This is a genomic window from Microbispora amethystogenes (assembly GCF_016863015.1).
GTDB classification, from domain to species: Bacteria; Actinomycetota; Actinomycetes; order Streptosporangiales; family Streptosporangiaceae; genus Microbispora; species Microbispora amethystogenes.
On record NZ_BOOB01000013.1, the window covers coordinates 170276 to 186810 of the forward strand.

Annotated in this window: 13 protein-coding genes; 12 read left to right on the forward strand and 1 reads right to left on the reverse strand. The window is 74.8% G+C overall.

All coding sequences use genetic code 11. The annotated features are described in order from the left end of the window. The first annotated feature begins 14 nt into the window (after positions 1-14). The 12 genes from Mam01_RS09490 to Mam01_RS09545 all read left to right on the forward strand — a co-directional run bounded on the left by Mam01_RS09490 (position 15) and on the right by Mam01_RS09545 (position 13210). Complete coding sequence (locus Mam01_RS09490; RefSeq protein WP_204285003.1) at positions 15-2879, forward strand: glycosyl hydrolase family 95 catalytic domain-containing protein; 2865 nt, start codon at positions 15-17, stop codon at positions 2877-2879. Between the two features lie 53 nt (positions 2880-2932). After that, positions 2933-4927 carry a multicopper oxidase family protein gene (locus tag Mam01_RS09495; protein WP_204285004.1) on the forward strand — a complete coding sequence of 665 codons (1995 nt, stop codon included), beginning with the start codon at positions 2933-2935 and terminating at the stop codon, positions 4925-4927. A gap of 145 nt (positions 4928-5072) precedes the next feature. Next, positions 5073-5507 carry a hypothetical protein gene (locus tag Mam01_RS09500; RefSeq protein ID WP_204285005.1) on the forward strand — a complete coding sequence of 145 codons (435 nt, stop codon included), beginning with the start codon at positions 5073-5075 and terminating at the stop codon, positions 5505-5507. Next, positions 5504-6418: a hypothetical protein gene (locus Mam01_RS09505; protein ID WP_204285006.1), complete on the forward strand. Its 915-nt coding sequence runs from the start codon at positions 5504-5506 to the stop codon at positions 6416-6418. Before Mam01_RS09500 ends, Mam01_RS09505 begins: the two co-directional genes overlap by 4 nt. Next, positions 6405-7940, forward strand: coding sequence for a V-type ATPase 116kDa subunit family protein (locus Mam01_RS09510; RefSeq protein ID WP_204285007.1), 1536 nt, complete (start codon positions 6405-6407; stop codon positions 7938-7940). Before Mam01_RS09505 ends, Mam01_RS09510 begins: the two co-directional genes overlap by 14 nt. Continuing rightward, positions 7904-8266 carry an ATP synthase subunit C gene (locus tag Mam01_RS09515; RefSeq protein WP_204285008.1) on the forward strand — a complete coding sequence of 121 codons (363 nt, stop codon included), beginning with the start codon at positions 7904-7906 and terminating at the stop codon, positions 8264-8266. The genes Mam01_RS09510 and Mam01_RS09515 overlap by 37 nt, the downstream gene beginning before the upstream one ends. Next, on the forward strand, positions 8263-8499 hold the full coding sequence (locus Mam01_RS09520; RefSeq protein WP_204285009.1) for a V-type ATP synthase subunit F: 237 nt from the start codon (positions 8263-8265) through the stop codon (positions 8497-8499). Before Mam01_RS09515 ends, Mam01_RS09520 begins: the two co-directional genes overlap by 4 nt. A gap of 186 nt (positions 8500-8685) precedes the next feature. Beyond that, positions 8686-9189: a V-type ATP synthase subunit E family protein gene (locus tag Mam01_RS09525; protein ID WP_239101171.1), complete on the forward strand. Its 504-nt coding sequence runs from the start codon at positions 8686-8688 to the stop codon at positions 9187-9189. Continuing rightward, entirely contained in the window at positions 9177-10853 is a 1677-nt protein-coding gene (locus Mam01_RS09530) for a V-type ATP synthase subunit A (RefSeq protein ID WP_204285011.1), read from the forward strand. The genes Mam01_RS09525 and Mam01_RS09530 overlap by 13 nt, the downstream gene beginning before the upstream one ends. Beyond that, complete coding sequence (locus tag Mam01_RS09535) at positions 10850-12223, forward strand: V-type ATP synthase subunit B (RefSeq protein ID WP_204285012.1); 1374 nt, start codon at positions 10850-10852, stop codon at positions 12221-12223. Before Mam01_RS09530 ends, Mam01_RS09535 begins: the two co-directional genes overlap by 4 nt. Beyond that, complete coding sequence (locus tag Mam01_RS09540) at positions 12220-12846, forward strand: V-type ATP synthase subunit D (protein WP_204285013.1); 627 nt, start codon at positions 12220-12222, stop codon at positions 12844-12846. The genes Mam01_RS09535 and Mam01_RS09540 overlap by 4 nt, the downstream gene beginning before the upstream one ends. A 136-nt stretch (positions 12847-12982) precedes the next feature. After that, complete coding sequence (locus Mam01_RS09545; RefSeq protein ID WP_204285014.1) at positions 12983-13210, forward strand: DUF1918 domain-containing protein; 228 nt, start codon at positions 12983-12985, stop codon at positions 13208-13210. Positions 13211-13437: 227 nt separating this feature from the next. On the opposite strand, the gene Mam01_RS09550 is transcribed toward Mam01_RS09545, so the two are convergent. After that, positions 13438-16473, reverse strand: coding sequence for a GNAT family N-acetyltransferase (locus Mam01_RS09550; protein ID WP_204285015.1), 3036 nt, complete (start codon positions 16471-16473; stop codon positions 13438-13440). Positions 16474-16535 lie beyond the last annotated feature (62 nt).

Here is a 16535-nt window from a genome sequence, read left to right on the forward strand (position 1 = left end):
TCACCCGAAGGCAAGTGCTGCGCTACGGCGCGGCCGGAGCCGGAGCCGCGCTGGCTCCGATCGCGTGGACGGCGGCCGCCCGGGCCGCCGCCGCGGCCCCTCCCGAGGTGCGCGCCGCGGGCGACCTGGCCCTGTGGTACGACGCGAGCGCCGGCACCGACTGGCTGCGCGCGCTGCCGATCGGCAACGGCCGCCTGGGCGCGATGGTGTTCGGCAACGTCGACACCGAGCGGCTGCAGCTCAACGAGGACACCATCTGGGCCGGCGGGCCGTACGACCAGAGCAACACGAGGGGCGCCGGGGCGCTCGCGCAGATCCGGCAGCTGATCTTCCAGAACCAGTGGAGTCAGGCCCAGACCCTGATCGACCAGAACATGCTGGGCAACCCCTCGGCCCAGCTCGCGTACCAGACCGTCGGCAACCTACGGCTCACCTTCGGCAGCACCAGCGGAGTCTCGGAGTACAGCCGGTTCCTGGACCTCACCACGGCCACCACGACGACGACGTACCTGCAGAACGGCGTGCGGTACCGGCGTGAGGTGCTCGCGAGCGCGCCGGACCAGGTGATCGCCATCCGCCTCACCGCCGACAGGGGCGGCTCGATCACGTTCTCCGCGACGTTCGACAGCCCCCAGCGGACCACGCGCTCCAGCCCGGACGGCACGACGGTGGCGCTCGACGGCGTCTCCGGCGACCAGCGGGGCCTGTCGGGCAAGGTCAGGTTCCTGGCGCTGGCCCGGGCCGTCGCCGACGGCGGCACGGTCAGCAGCTCCGGCGGCACCCTCCAGGTGCGGGGCGCCAACAGCGTGACCGTGTACGTCTCCATCGGCTCCAGCTACGTGAACTTCAAGGACGCCGGCGGCGACTACCAGGGCATCGCGCGGCGCTACCTCGACGCCGTCAACGGCAAGACGTATGACGACGTGCGCTCCCGGCACGTCGCCGACTACCAGCGGCTGTTCGGGCGCACCACCCTCGACCTCGGCCGCACCTCGGCGGCGGACCAACCGACCGACGTCCGGATCGCGCAGCACGCGAACACCAACGACCCGCAGTTCTCGGTGCTGCTGTTCCAGTACGGCCGCTACCTGCTGATCTCCTCCTCGCGGCCGGGCACCCAGCCGGCCAACCTGCAGGGCATCTGGAACGACTCGCTGACCCCGGCGTGGGACTCGAAGTACACCCTCAACGCCAACCTGCCGATGAACTACTGGCCGACGAACACGACGAACCTGCCGGAGTGCTTCGAGCCGGTGTTCCGGATGATCAACGACCTCACGGTCAGCGGCGCCCGTACGGCCCGGGTGGAGTACAACGCGGGCGGCTGGGTGACCCACCACAACACCGACGGCTGGCGGGGTTCGTCGGTGGTCGACTTCGCCTCGGCGGGCATGTGGCAGACCGGCGGCGCGTGGCTGTCCACCATGATCTGGGACCACTACCTGTTCACCGGCGACCTCGACTTCCTCCGGCAGTACTACCCGGCGATGAAGGGCGCGGCGCAGTTCTTCCTGGAGACGCTCGTCCAGGAGCCGAGCCTGGGTTATCTGGTGACGAACCCGTCGAACTCCCCCGAGCTGAACCACCACTCGGGCGTCAGCGTGTGCGCCGGCCCGACGATGGACAACCAGATCCTGCGCGACCTGTTCAACGGCTGCGCCAAGGCCAGCGAGGTCCTCGGCACGGATGCGACCTTCCGGAGCCAGGTCCTGGCCGCCCGGGACCGGCTCCCTCCCATGAAGGTCGGCTCGCGCGGCAACATCCAGGAGTGGCTGTACGACTGGGTGGAGACCGAGCAGCAGCACCGGCACATCTCGCACCTGTACGGCCTGCACCCCAGTAACCAGATCACCAAGCGGGGCACCCCCACGCTCTACAACGCCGCCCGCCGGACCCTCGAACTGCGCGGCGACGACGGCACCGGCTGGTCCCTCGCCTGGAAGATCAACTACTGGGCGCGGATGGAGGAGGGCGACCGCGCGCGCAACCTGATCCGCCTCCTGGTCAGGACGGACCGGCTCGCGCCGAACATGTTCGACCTGCACCCGCCGTTCCAGATCGACGGCAACTTCGGCGCCACCTCGGGCATCGCCGAGATGCTGCTGCAGAGCCACAACGGCGAGCTGCACGTGCTGCCCGCGCTGCCGTCGGCGTGGCCGACCGGCAAGGTGCAGGGCCTGCGGGGACGCGGCGGCTACACCGTCGGCGCGACCTGGAGCTCCGGCGCGATCACCGAGATCCTCGTCAAGTTCGACCGCGCCGGCACCGTCAACGTGCGCAGCCGGATCTTCACCGGCACCTACCAGGTGGTCGACGCCGAGACCGGCGGCGCCGTCACCGTCACCAAGCCCGAGGCCGACGTCATCACGCTGCCCGGCGAGGCCGGCCGCACCTATCGCCTGACCGGCTCCGGCAGCACCTCCTCGCCGTCGCCGTCGCCGTCGGCGTCGCCGACACCGGTGCCGTCGACCTACTCGCGGATCGTCAACGCCACCACCGGCCTGGTGCTGGACAGCGGCGGCAACGTGGCGTCGGGGTCGAACGTCAAGCAGTGGAACTGGGACGGCAGCAACAACCTGCAGTGGCAGCTCGTCGACCTGGGCGGTGGTTGGTACCGGATCGTCAACCGCACCAACGGCATGGTCATCGACAGCTGGGGCAACACCGCCAACGGCGCGAACGCCAGGCAGTCGGCCTGGAACGGTGGCAACAACCAGCAGTGGCGCCTGAACAGCGTCGGCAACGGCCGCTACCAGATCATCAACCGCGGCACCGGGACGTCCCTCGACGGCATGGGCTACACCAGCGCCGGCTCCGCCGTCGGCATGTGGGCGCCGAACAACAACACCAACAACCACTGGACGATCAGCGGCGTGTGACCCGGCCGATCCGGGCATGATGGAAAGGAGTGTCGGGGCGGCGGGGGTTCGCCATGAGCACACGACGGAACACACGACGGGACGCACAAGGGGCCACACAAGGGGACGCACAGCGACTGACCCGGCGTGACTTCCTCCAGGGATGCGCGGCGGTCACGCTCGTGGGGGCGTACGGCCCGGCGGGATCCACCCGTCGGCCGGCGCCCGCCGGGCTCCCGCTGCTCGACGCCGCGTCGGTGCCCAAATATGTGGCCGCATTACTCGTTCCCGCCGTGATGCCCACCGCGATGCCGGCCGCGCCCACGGGTGACGGCTCGCTCGACCGCTACGTGATCGGGGTGCGCCGGTTCCGGCAGCAGATGCTGCCCCCCGGCGCACCGGCCACGGCCGTCTTCGGCTACGGCTCGGCCCCGCACCCGGGCACGTTCGCCGTTCCGGGACGAACAATCGAGGCCCGGGTGGACCATCCCGTCCAGGTGACCTGGGTGAACGAGCTGACGGACCGGTGGGGGGATCATCTCCCGCATCTGCTGCCCGTCGATCCGACGCTGCACTGGGCCAACCCGCCCGGCGGCCGGACGGGCCGCGACCGCAGGCCCGAGTTCGCGTCGACCCCCGGGCCGTACCAAGGGCCGGTCCCGGTGGTGACCCACCTGCACGGCGGGCACAGCCCGGACGACAGCGACGGACACCCCGAGGCGTGGTTCCTCGCCGCCGCCGAGATCCCGGACGGCTACGCGCGGGAGGGGTCCCGGTACGCCGGCTTCGCCGCCGCCTACGCGGCCCGGACGGGCGCCGGCTGGCGGGCCGGGTCGGCCGTCTACCGGTACGGCAACGACCAGCACCCGGGCACCCTCTGGTATCACGACCACGTGCTCGGGATGACCCGGCTCAACGTCTACGCCGGCCTGGCCGGGTTCTACCTGCTCCGGGGCGGCCCGGACGACCTGGCGCCCGGCGTCCTTCCCGGGCCGGCGCCCAAGGCGGGGGCGGACGATCCCGCGGGCGCCCGCTGCCACGAGATCCCGATCCTGATCCAGGACAGGACGTTCACGGCGGACGGCTCGCTCTTCTATCCGAACAGCCGCGCGGCCCGCGGGTACGGCGGCCCGTACATCCCGCGCACCGACGTCCCGCCCATCTGGGTGCCGGAGTTCTTCGGCGCCACCATGACGGTGAACGGCCGGACCTGGCCGCTGCTGGAGGTGGAGCGGCGCCGTTACCGGTTCCGCTTCCTCAACGGCTGCAACGCCAGGGTCCTCGACCTCGGCATCGCCGCCTCACCGGTGGCCCGGCCCGTACGATCGGCGCTGCCGTTCTGGCAGATCGGCTCCGACGGCGCGTTCCTGCCCGCGCCGGTCGCGCTCGACCGGCTGCTGCTGGCCCCGGCCGAACGCGCCGACGTGGTGGTCGACTTCACCGGCGTTCCCCCGGGCACCCCGCTCTACCTGGTGAACGAGGGGCCCGACGGGCCGTACCAGGGGGACGCCGCGGCCGCGCCCGCCGATCCCGCCACCACCGGGCAGGTGCTGAAGTTCCTGGTGCGGCCGGCCTCCGGCCGCGACTCCAGCGTGCCACCCGACGAGCTGGAGCTCCCCCGGGCCGCCCGGCTCGGTCCGGCCGTACGGACGAGACGGCTCGCCCTGCTGGAGCAGGGCTCGGCCGTCCGGGGGGCTGGTCCCGTCGCGACCCTGCTGGGCGACGCCGCCGGGCGTGGCTGGGCCGCGAGAAGGTGGCACGACCCGGTCACGGAGAATCCGGGCGTCGGCGATGTCGAGGTGTGGGAGTTCCACAACCTCACTCCGGACGCGCATCCCATCCACATCCACGAGATCCTGTTCGAGGTGCTGGACCGCACGCCGTTCCACGGCTCGGCGCGGCCGGCCCGGCCCTGGGAGCGGGGACGCAAGGACACGGTCATCGCCCTGCCCCGGGAGGTGACCCGGGTCAAGGCCCACTTCGACCGGCCCGGGCTCTTCGTATGGCACTGCCACATGCTGGAGCACGAGGACAACGAGATGATGCGGCCCTACCGCATCGGCGGCTGAGGCTACCGGCGAGGCGAACGGACGGCGAGGCGGACGGGGCGCGACCGGGGCAAAGATTGGCGGGAGAGGCACCAGTTTCGGGGCCGCCGACCTGCACGATGCGACCGCTGCCGGGGCATCACTCCATGCGGGTGGAGGTGAACGGATGGCTCGGTTGCGTGACTTCCTCCAGAGGTTCCGTCCGGCGGGCATACCCGGCGCCGCGGCGCCCGCCGGGGTGCCGGCGGACTACGCGGCCGACCCGGCGACCGAACTGGAGGCGGTCTTCTCCTTCCTGGAGGAGACGCGGGAGCGGTGCGCCCGTGAGCGGCGCGCCGCCCGGCTGCGTGCCGAGGAGACGCGGGACCACGCGCGGGCCCGGGCCGCCGACGTCCTGTCCGCGGCGCGGGTGGAGGCGACGGCCGCGCGGGCGCGGGCCGCGTCGTCGGCCAGGCTGAGGGCGGAGGAGGAGGCCGCGGCACTCCTCCGGGACGCGGAGGCGGCGGCCGAGCGCGTCCGCGAACGCGCCGCGGAGCGGATGCCGGACCTGGTCGCCCTGGCCCTCGCGGAGGTCAGGGCTCTCGCGGGTGATCCGCCGTGACCGCCGCCTGGGTCTCCGGGTCCACCCGGGCGAGGGCGCTCCTGAGCAGAGGGCTCGGCCCGCGCCGGGCCCGCCGTCTCGCCGCCTGCGACTCCTGCGCCGAGGCGGTGGCCGTGCTCGCGCGCTCCTCCTACGGGCACGACGTACGGCCCGGCCAGAGACTGGCCGACGCCCAGTGGGCGGTGCTCGCCACGCTCCTGTGGCACCTGCGCGTCCTGGCCGGCTGGCTCCCGAGGGAGGGCGGCGAGATGATGCGCCTGATCGCCCGGTGGTTCGAGATCGCGAACGTGGACGAGCTGATGTGCCGCCTGAGCGGCCGCCCCGCCGAGCCCGAGTTCGTCCTCGGGTCGCTCGCCACGACCTGGCCGCGGCTGCGGGGGTGCCGGTCGCTGACCGAGATCCGGGCGACCCTGACCGCCTCCCCTTGGGGTGATCCCGGTGGCGCGGCCCGCCGGGAGATCCAGCTCGGCATGCGCCTGTCCTGGGCGGAACGGCTCGCCGCGACCCTTCCGCCCGCCGCCCGGGGCTGGGTCGCCGGCGCGACGGCCCTGCTGGTCGCCCGGGAACGGCACGCGGAGCGCCGTGAGCTTCCGGCCGGGACGGGTGAGCGCTCCTGGGCCCTGCTCGGGCCGGACGCGCTCGCGGCGGCGTCCGTCGCCGACATGACCGCGCGCCTGCCCTCCTCCGCGCGCTGGGCGCTGCTGGAGATCGACGACCCGAGCGGGCTGTGGACCGCCGAACGGCGCTGGTGGAGACGGGTGGAGGACGACGGCCGCGCCCTGCTCGCGGGCTCCGCCTTCTCGGCCGGGCCCGTCCTGGGGGCCGTGGCCGTGCTCGCCGCGGACGCCCGCCGGGTGCGGGCCGCGCTGGAACTGGCCGCGCGGGGAGGCGGCGACGATGTCCTCCTCTGAGTCCTCCTCTCAGTCCTCCTCCGGCGCCGGCCGCCCGCGCCCCGCCACTTCGAACCGCGCCGCCTCGAACCCGGCCGACCCGCGCCGCGCAGCCTCGAACCCCGCCGCCTCGAACCCCGCCGCCTCGAACCCCGCCGCCTCGAACCCCGCCGCCTCGAACCCGGCCGACCCGTACCCCGCCGACCCGCATCCGTCCGGCCCGCACCCGGCCTGGCGGGACGCCCTGCGGCCGGTCCGGATGGAACGGGTCGCGATCGTGGCGCCCTCGCGCGTGCTGACCAACGTGCTGCGGCGGGTCGGGGACGCCGGGCTGGTCGAGCTGTCCACGCCCGCCGACGCCTCCCTGGAGACGGTGGCGCGGGCGGCCGTCGTCCGGGACGAGGTCGCGGCGCTGGCCGGCTGGATGCCCGCCCCGACGGTGCCCGAACTGGCGGGCCGTCTCGCGGCCCTCGGCGGCGCGGTCGTCACGATCTCCCGGCCGAGGGGCGTCGAGGCGCCGTCGCTGCTCCGGGCGGGCGGGCTGCGCGGGTCGCTGAGCCCGGTCGTCTCCACGTACGGGACCGTGCCGTACCGCGACATCGATCCCACTCCGCTCGCGGCGGGGGCGTACGTGGTGATGTTCGGCATGATGTTCGGCGACGCCGGTCACGGGGTGATGCTGCTCGTCGCGGCGGCGGTGCTGTACCGCGCGCACCGGACGGGCCGCCAGGGCCGCGCGGGCCGCCCGAGCGCGCTGGCCCGGTTCGGCCGGGGGTGGCCGTTCGCCCTCGGCGCGGGGGTGACGAGCATCCTGTTCGGCCTGGCCTACGGGGAGTTCTTCGGGCCCACCGGCCTGGTGCCGGTGCTGTGGCTGGCGCCGCTCGCCCGGCCCGTCCAGCTTCTGCTCGCCGCGCTCGGTGTGGGCGCGCTGCTGCTCGGCGCCGCCTACGCGCTCGGCGTCGTCAACCGATGGCGCGAGGGCGGCTGGCCGGTCGCGCTCTACTCCTCGGCCGGGATCGCGGGCGCGGCGCTGTTCACCGGGACCGGCCTGGCCGTCGCCGGGTGGTACACCGGCCTCGATCTCCTCGCGCTGGCCGGCGGCCTGCTCGCCGCCACAGGACTGGTCCTGGCGTTCACCGGCTTCCTGGCCGACGCCGGCGGTGGCCCGAGCGGGGTCGCCCAGGCCGTCATGCGGCTGTTCGACGTGGTCGTACGGCTGGGCGCGAACCTCGTGTCGTTCGCCCGGCTCGCGGCGTTCGGCCTCACCCACGCGGCCATCGGCTCCATCGTCTGGGTGGGCACGACCGCCCTGTGGGCGGGCCGTCCGGTTGCCGCGGTGGTGGTCTTCGTCGTCGGCAACGCGCTCGCGTTCACGATCGAGGCGCTGGTGGTCGGCGTCCAGGCGCTGCGGCTCGAATACTACGAGCTGTTCTCCCGGCTCTTCCAGGCCGAGGGGCGTCCGTTCCGTCCGTGGCGTCTTCCACCGACATCCGGGGAGGCGAGGTCATGTCCGTCTGGATCAGGAGAGGCCTGCAGGCCGTGAACGCCGTCGTCGTGCTCGCCGCCCTCGCCGTCCTCCTCGCGGCGCTCACCGCGGCGGGCGCCCCGAGGGCCGACGCGGGCGGCGCCCAGGGGGCGGTGGCCGCCGCCGCGGCCGTGAACGGGACGGCGCTGCTCGGCGCGGCGATCGCGGTCGGGGTCTCGGCGATCGGCGCGGGCATCGCCGTCGCCTACACCGGGGCCGCCGCCCTCGCCGCGATGAGCGAGCGGCCCGAACTCTTCGGCCGGGCCATCGTCATCGTCGGCCTCGCCGAGGGAATCGCGATCTACGGTCTCGTCGTGGGCGTCATCCTGATCCAGAGGGCGTGACGAGCGTGGGAACCGTGGCCGTGATCGGGGAGGCCGTCCGCGTCGCCGGTTTCGGCCTGGCGGGCGCGCGGGTCCTCGTGGCCGAGGACGCCGCGGAGGTCCGTACGGCCTGGCGGAGCCTCGGGCCCGGGGTGGCGGTCGTGGTCCTCACTCCCCGGGCCGCCGAGGCCCTCGACGCCACCGCGCCGGGGGAGGCGCCCGACGGGCCGCTGACGGTGGTGATGCCGGAATGACGCCCGTGCCCAGAGCGAGCCGAAGGGGCGCGCCGGCGGTCTGGACTGAGGAGCGAGGGACGAGCGACGAGGGTGGATTCCTCGCGCGCCTCCGGCACGACCAGCCAGGTGTGAGCGCCCCGATGAGCGAAGCGGAAACACGATGATGCCCCTGGTGGCGCTGGGAACGGTAGACGGGTGATCACGATGCGGGACGCGCTCGGGCCCGTGACCGAGGCGCTGCTGCGGCAGGCACGGCTGGACGCGGACGCCGTCGCCGGCGCGGCCGAGCGCGAGGCCGCCCGTACGGTCGCCGACGCCCGCCGTGAGGCCTCGGCCGTCATCGCCGACGCCACCCGGCAGGGGGAGGCGGAGGCGGCGGCGCACGCGGCGGCGGCGCGGGCGCGCGCCCGCCGGGAGGCGCGCGGCCGGGAACTGGCCGCCCGGCGGGAGGTCCTGGCCGACCTGCGCGGGCGGGTCGCCGCGGCGGTGCGGGCGCTCCGCGACGATCCCTGTTATCCCCGGCTCGTCGAGCGCCTGGGCGAACTGGCCCGCGAGGCGGGCGGCGCGGATCTGGTGGTGCGCGAGCACCCGGACGGCGGGGTCGTGGCCGAGGGACCGGGCCGCCGGGTCGACTGCTCCCTCACGGCACTCGCGGAACGCGCCGTCGACGCCCTCGGCGCGGAGGTGGAGCGCCTGTGGGCACCGTGACGAGGGTGGACGGCCCGCTGGTCGAGATCGAGGGCCTGGCCGGTGCGGCGATGTTCGAGTCGGTGGTCCTCGGGCCCCACCGGCTGCCCGGCGAGATCATCGCCCTGCGCGGCGACCGGGCCACCGTCCAGGCGTACGAGTACACGGGCGGGCTCGCCCCGGGCCAGCCCGCCGAGCGCCGGGGCGCTCCGCTGTCGGCCCGCCTGGGCCCCCATCTGCTCGGCGGGGTGTTCGACGGGCTGCTCCGCCCGCTCGGCGGCGCGGGCATGTGGCTCGACCCCGCCGCACCGCCCGCCCGTACGGAGGCCCGCTCGTGGTGCTTCACGCCGCTGGCCGGGGAGGGGCGCGCGGCGGCGCGGGGAACGCCCCTGGGCAGCGTCGAGAGCGGGTCGTCACCGCCCTACCTGGTGCTCTCACCCGGCGGCGAGGTGTCGCGGATCAGGCCGGCGGGCCCCTGCCCCTCCGGGGCGCCGGTCGCGGTCGTCGGAGGCGCCGAGGTGGCCCTCGAACGGGAGCAGCCGGTGCGGCGGGCCCTGCCGTACGCCGCCCGGCTCCCCGAGCCGGTCCCCCTGACGACCGGGCAGCGGGTCGTCGACCTGCTGCTGCCGGTGTCCCTCGGCGGCACGGTGGCCGTGCCCGGGGGGTTCGGCACCGGCAAGACCGTGCTGCTGCAGCAGATCGCCAAGTGGTGCGACGCCGACGTGGTGGTGTACGTCGGCTGCGGGGAGCGCGGCAACGAGATGGCGGATGTCGTCGCCGAGCTGGGCCGGCTGGCCGACCCGCGCACCGGCGGGCGGCTCGCGGACCGGACCGTCGTGATCGCCAACACGTCGAACATGCCGATGATGGCCCGCGAGGCCAGCGTCTACACCGGCGTCACGGTGGCCGAGCACTTCCGCGACATGGGCTACGACGTGGTGGTCATCGCCGACTCGACCTCCCGGTGGGCGGAGGCTCTGAGGGAGCTGGGCTCACGCCGCGGCGCGCTCCCGGCGGAGGAGGGCTATCCGGCCGATCTGGCCTCCGCCCTCGCGGCCTTCTACGAAAGAGCGGGCCGGGTGACCACGCTCGGCGGCGCCACCGGGTCGGTCACGATCATCGGCGCGGTCTCCCCGCCCGGCGGCGACATGACGGAGCCGGTCACCGCGCAGACCCAGCGGTTCGTGCGCACCCTGTGGGCGCTGGACCGCGACCTCGCCTACGCGCGGCACTACCCGGCGGTGTCCTGGCCGGGGTCCTTCGCCCGCGACGCGGACGCGATGGCCGCGGCGGTCCCGGGCGGCGCGGAGCGGCGGGGGCGGGTGAGCGGCCTGCTCGCGGAGGCCGAGCGCGTGTCCGCACTGGCCGAGCTGGTCGGAGCCGGCACGCTTCCCCCGCAGGAACGGGTCGCCCTGCTCGCCGGACGGCTGATCGCGGAGGGCTTCCTGCGGCAGAGCGCGCTCAGCCCACGCGACGCCTTCTGCCGGCCGGAGCGCACCGCACTGCTCGCCGACGCGCTGCTCGCGGTCGTCGACCGCTGCCGGAGCCTCGTCGAGGGTCAGGTGCCGGTCGCGCGGCTGGAACAGCTGGACTTCACCCCGATCCTGCGGGCCAAGGAGGCGCCCGAGGAGGAGATCGCAGCCCGGCGCGACGAGGTGCTCGCCGCGCTGGAGGCATCGCGATGACGGTCTGGGCCCCGGTGGAGTACACGGACGTGGTGGAGCTGCGCGGGCCGCTGGTCGTGGTCCGCGCCACCAGGGGCGTCGGCTGGGACGAGCAGGCGTCGATCGAGCTGGAGACGGGGGAGCGCCGGCAGGGTCTCGTCCTGGAGGCCGACCACGACCTCGCCGTCGTCCAGGTCTTCGAGGGCACCGCCGGAATCCGGGCCGAGGGCACCCGCGTCGCCTTCGCCGGGCATCCCCTGCGGATCCCCGTCGGCCCGGGCTGGCTGGGCCGGGTCTGCGACGGCCGCGGCCGGCCGCTGGACGGCGGCCCGCCGGTCTTCGGCGCTGCGGACGCGGCCGTGAACGGCCTCCCCCTCAACCCCACCCTGCGCGAGCCCCCGTCGGAGCCGGTGCTCACCGGTGTCTCCGCCATCGACCTGCTGACCACCCTGGTCCGGGGACAGAAGATCGCCGTGTTCTCCGCCGGCGGGCTGCCCCACCTGGAGCTGGCCGCCCAGATCGCCGCGCAGGCGAACGCCGGAGGCGAGACGTTCACCGTCGTCTTCGCCGCGATCGGGCTGACCCACGCCGACGCGGCGACCGTACGGGACACCCTGGACGAGCGCTCCGCCGCCGGCGAGCTGACCCTGCTGCTGAACCTCGCCGACGACCCGGTCATCGAACGGATCCTCACCCCGCGGCTCGCCCTGACCATCGCCGAGCACCTCGCCTTCGCCATGGGACACCACGTGCTGGTGGTGCTCGCCGACATGACCGGCTACTGCGAGGCGGTGCGGGAGGTGTCGGCCGCACGCGGGGAGATCCCCGCCCGGCGGGCCTACCCCGGCTATCTCTACAGCGACCTCGCCTCCCTGTACGAACGGTGCGGACGGGTGCGGGGACGTCCCGGCTCCCTCACCGTGCTGCCGGTGCTCACCATGCCGGCGGGGGACATCACGCACCCGGTGCCCGACCTCACCGGCTACATCACCGAGGGCCAGATCCTGCTGACCAGGGACGTCGCCCCCTATCCGCACATCGACCCGCTCTCCTCCCTGTCGCGGATGATGCGGTCGGGCGTGGGTCCGGGCCGTACGCAGCCGGAACACGCCGACCTCGCCGCGCAGATCGTCGCCGCCCTCTCCCGCGCCCGGCAGGCGAGGGAACTGGCCGAACTCGTCGGGGAAAGCGCGCTCGGCGAGGGAGACCGCCGTCACCTCGCGCTGGCGGAGGCGTTCACGCGGCGGCTGCTCGCGCAGCGCGGCGACGAGCCCCGCTCGCTCGCGGACACCTTCGACCGTGCCTGGGAGGTCGTCTCCGTGCTCCCCCGCCGGGACCTGACCATGTTGTCGCCCGAAGCGCTCGACGCGGGCTACCGGGGGAGGCGATGAGAATCCGCGTCCCCCCTGGGAGAGCCGGGCGGCTGTGGCTCCGGCACCGGCTGGCCGTGCTGCGCCACGGACTCGCCGTACTCGACCGCAAGCTGCGGATCCTGCGGCAGGAGCGGGACCGCCTCGCCCGCGAGGCCGCCCGCACCGGCCGGGAGTGGGAGGAGGCCTGCCGGGCCGCCGACGCGTGGGTGTCGCGTGCCGCGTTGCTCGGCGGACGGCGGGCGATCCGGCTGGGCGGCGACGGGCGACTCGCCGATGTGCGGGTGGACTGGACCGACGCGATGGGCACGCGCTATCCCCGCCGGGCGCTCTTCCGCCCGCCGGACGAGCCCGGGCCGTCGGCTCCGCTCCCGCTCACCGCCGCGCTCGTCCCCGCCCGTGAGGCCTGCCGCGCCGCGTTGCGGGCCGCCGTGGACCACGCGGTCGCCGCGGAGGCCGCCCGCGTCGTGGCCGCCGAGGAGGAGGCGACCGGCTGCCGCATCCGCGCGCTCCGCGACCACGTCCTCCCCCGCCTGGAAGCGGCGCTGACCGAGGTCGAGCTGTCCCTGGACGAGGCGGAACGTGCCGACGGCGCCCGGATCCGCCGCGCCGCCGCCGCCCGCGAGGCCGAGCAGGACCCCTGAGCAGGACCCCGGAGGCTGATCCATCCGCGGCGACAGGGCAGGAGGTCCCTCGGTTACGGGACCTCCTGCCCTAAGCGGGAGGCGCGGCCCCGGCCACGCTGGAAGAGCAGCGACGGGGTGAGAAGGGGGCGCGTACATGAAAGCGGCAGTCGGCGACCGGCTGATCATCGAGAGCCTTCACCTGGACGGGCCTCGCCGTACGGGCATCATCACGGCCCTCCACCACAGCGACGGGTCCCCGCCGTACGTGGTCAGGTGGCTGGACGAAGAGCACGAGACCCTCATCTTCCCCGGCCCGGACGCCCACGTGGAGCCCCGCCGCGAGCACCGCAGAGAGGAAGAGGCCCGCCCGGCCGCCCGGTGACGGGCGAGACGCGTCCGACGCCGACGCCGTGACAAGCGCGCGGCACGCACGGATCAGCTCCACGGCGAGTGTGGGTTAGCGGCGGGTGCGGGTCGGCCGCTACCGAGTGTGGGCCCGGGCAGGTGCGGGTCGCTGCGCGGCCGCGCGGGTGGGCGAGTGGCTGCGCGGCAGTGCGGGTGCGCGGGTGACTGCGCGGCAGTGCGGGTCGGTCCCCAGGCACATGCGGGTCAGCGTAGGCGGCGCCGGAAGGGCGAGGGGAGCGGCGGTGCGGGTGCGAGCCGTACGCGCGCGTGCACGACCACCGCTCCGTACGGCGTCACGACGACGGGATCAAGGTCGATCCCGGCGACGCCGGGCTGGTCGTCCATGAGACGGCCGACACGGACGATCAGGTCCTCCAGCGCGCGGACGCCGGCTTCCGGCAGGCCCCGGTGACCGTACGGGAGCGCCGCGCGGCACGACTCGCCGATCATCCGCCCGGCCTCGGCCCGGTCGATCGGCGGCACCCGGAAGGCGTGGTCACCCGCGTGGGCGCCCGCCTGGTCATCGGTATTTACACCGGGCAGCCCGGGCCGCCCGGGCGCCGTCGAGCCGGGCCGCACCATGACCAGCGGGCCGAACGTCTCGTACGCGACGCCCCTGACCACCATCTCGACGCCCTCGACGCCGGGACCCGGCTCGGCGCCCGGCTCGGTGCCCTGGACGCCCTCGACGCCGGGACCCGGCCCGGCCACCGTCTCAGCGACCGGCCCGGTGACGCGGATGCCGTAGGCCGCCAGCAGCCGGGCCGCCGTACGGTCGTCCAGCAGGCGCCCCTCGGGATAAGCGGCCAGATCCGCGGCCACGAGGCGGCGGGCGAGCGGCGGATCGACTCCCGGGAGCTCCTCCGGCGCGAGCACCGGCCGTGCCCGCCAGGCGGCGTATCCAGCCGCCTGGGCGAGAGCGTGCGCGGCCCGCTCAGGGGTGGCGTACACCGGGATCCGGCCGTCGATCAGCCCGTCCCATCCGGCCAGGCAGGCGAGCACAGGTTTCGTCGCGCTCCTGGTCGCGGCGGCGATCGCCTCCCAGGTCGGCTGCCTGGCCGCTCCCGGGTCCGGGCCGGACGGCGGGGCGGAAATGACGAGGACGGCGTCGACGCCCGGGTCCGCCAGGACGGCCGTGATCGCGGAAGCGAGGTCGTCCATGTTGCCCAGAACGGCCTTGATCGCGGCGGCGAAGTCGCCCACGCCCCCCGCGTCGGCCTCGGCGGAGCAACCGCCACTGAGATCGCCGCTGAGAGCGGCGGTGGAATGGTCGGTGAGATCGAGGAGGCCGCCGAGGGCCGAGCCCGGGCGGAGCCGGGCGCGGAGCGCCGCGACGGTGGCGGGGCACAGGTCCCCCACAACCAGGCCGGGCCGCTCGCAGGCGCCGGAGGTCACCGCCGCCGCATGGACCGCCGCATGGCCGGAGTCGCTCACGATCGCCACCCGAGGGCCGTCCGGCAGCGACTGGAAGGCGAGCAACCGGGCGGTGTCGAGCATGCCCCGCACGCTGTCCTCCCTGATCGCACCGCACGCGCGCAACAGCGCGTCCACAGCGGCCTCCATGCTCGCCGCACTGAGGCCGGTGCCGGCCGAGCTCGCCCCACCGGAGGCGGCGGCACTCACCGCACCAGACGCGGCAGACTCGGTGCTCGCCCCAGCAGATGCGGTAGCAGCGGTATCCGCCACACCAGACGCGGTGGCGGTGCTCGCTGCAATGGGAGCGGTGGCGGCGGTGATCGCCACACCTGACGCGGTGATGGCGGTGTTCGCTCGGATGGACGGGCTTTCCGGGGCGTGGCGGTCGCGCTTCATCACGATGATCGGTTTGCGGGCGCCGATCCTGCGGGCGATGCGGCCGAACCTGCGCGGGTTGCCGAACGATTCGAGGTGCAGGGCGATGACCCGGGTCGCGGGATCGTCCTCCCAGTATTCGAGCAGGTCGTTGCCGCTGACATCCGCTTTGTCCCCGACCGAGGCGAAGGAGGAGACGCCGAGGCCGAGCCGCCCGGCCCCTTCGAGCAGGGCGACCGCGGCCGTACCCGACTGCGCCATCAGGCCCAGCGGTCCGGCGGCGGGACGTACGGGCAGGAGACCGGCGTGGAGGCGGGCGGCCGTGTTCACGACGCCCAGGGAGCCGGGCCCGACCAGCCGCATGCCCGCCTCGCGGCAGACGCGCAGCAGTTCCCATTCGGCCTCTCGGTCCCCCGCCTCGGCGAATCCGCCGGTGAGCACGACCAGGGCCCGCACCCGGCGGCGGGCGCATTCGCCGGCGACACCGAGCACCGCGGGGGCCGGGACGGCGACCACGGCCAGGTCGACCGGCCCGGGCACGGCGGCGACGCCGGCATGGACGGGCAGGCCACACACCTCGGCCACCGGGGGCATCTCGTCCGCCCGGGACTCCTCCACATCTGGGGACGCGGAGCCTGTCCGGGGCGTCTCCGTCGCGGGGGACAGGTGGGCCTCTGGGGGCATTCGGGCCTTGCACGAGATGTGGGTATCCGGGAACACCTCGGCCGCCGGGGGTGTCTGGGCCGCGCGGGGGGCCACGGGGTGGATCGGGCCGGGAAAGCCTCCGGCGACCAGATCGCGCAGCACGCGGTTGCCCAGGCCGTCGGGGTCGAGAACGTCTCCGATCACGGCCACCGAACCCGGGGTGAAGACGTGCGCCAGCGACCCGCGCTCCGCCTCGTGCGCCCGGGCCTCGATCTCGGCCACGAGCCTCTCGGTGGGCCGGGCGGCGATGCGGATCTCGACCTGCCCCCGCTCGTACCGCTGTTCGACCGGCAGGCCGAGATCGTGCAGGACGCGCAGCATCGCCCGGTTCTCCGGCAGGACGGTGGCGACCAGGTCCTCGACGCCCGCGTCCGCCGCGTCCAGCGCGACGTGCTCCAGCAGCAGCGTGCCGAGCCCCTGGCCGTGCACCCGGTCGTCCAGCAGGATCCCCACCTCGGCCTCTGCCCCGCCGGGGCCGGGGATGCACTCGGCCACGCCGACCACGAGACCGCCGGCCGACGCGACCAAGGCGTGCCCGAGGTATTCCGGACCGGTGATCAGGTCCATGTACGCGTGGGCCGAGGCGGTGCCCCCGGCGAAGAACCTCAGGTACGCCGAGCGCGGGGACGATCGGGCGATCAGTTCGTGCAGGGCCGCGCGGTCCGACGGCCGCAACGGGCGGATGTGCGCCATGCCGCCGTCACGCAGCAGGACGTCACACGCCTCGGCGACGCTTCGGGTCATGGTCCCAGCGTCGGCCGTCGCCGGGCCCGGCCCCAGGGACTTCCTCCCCCGTCAGGAGGGAC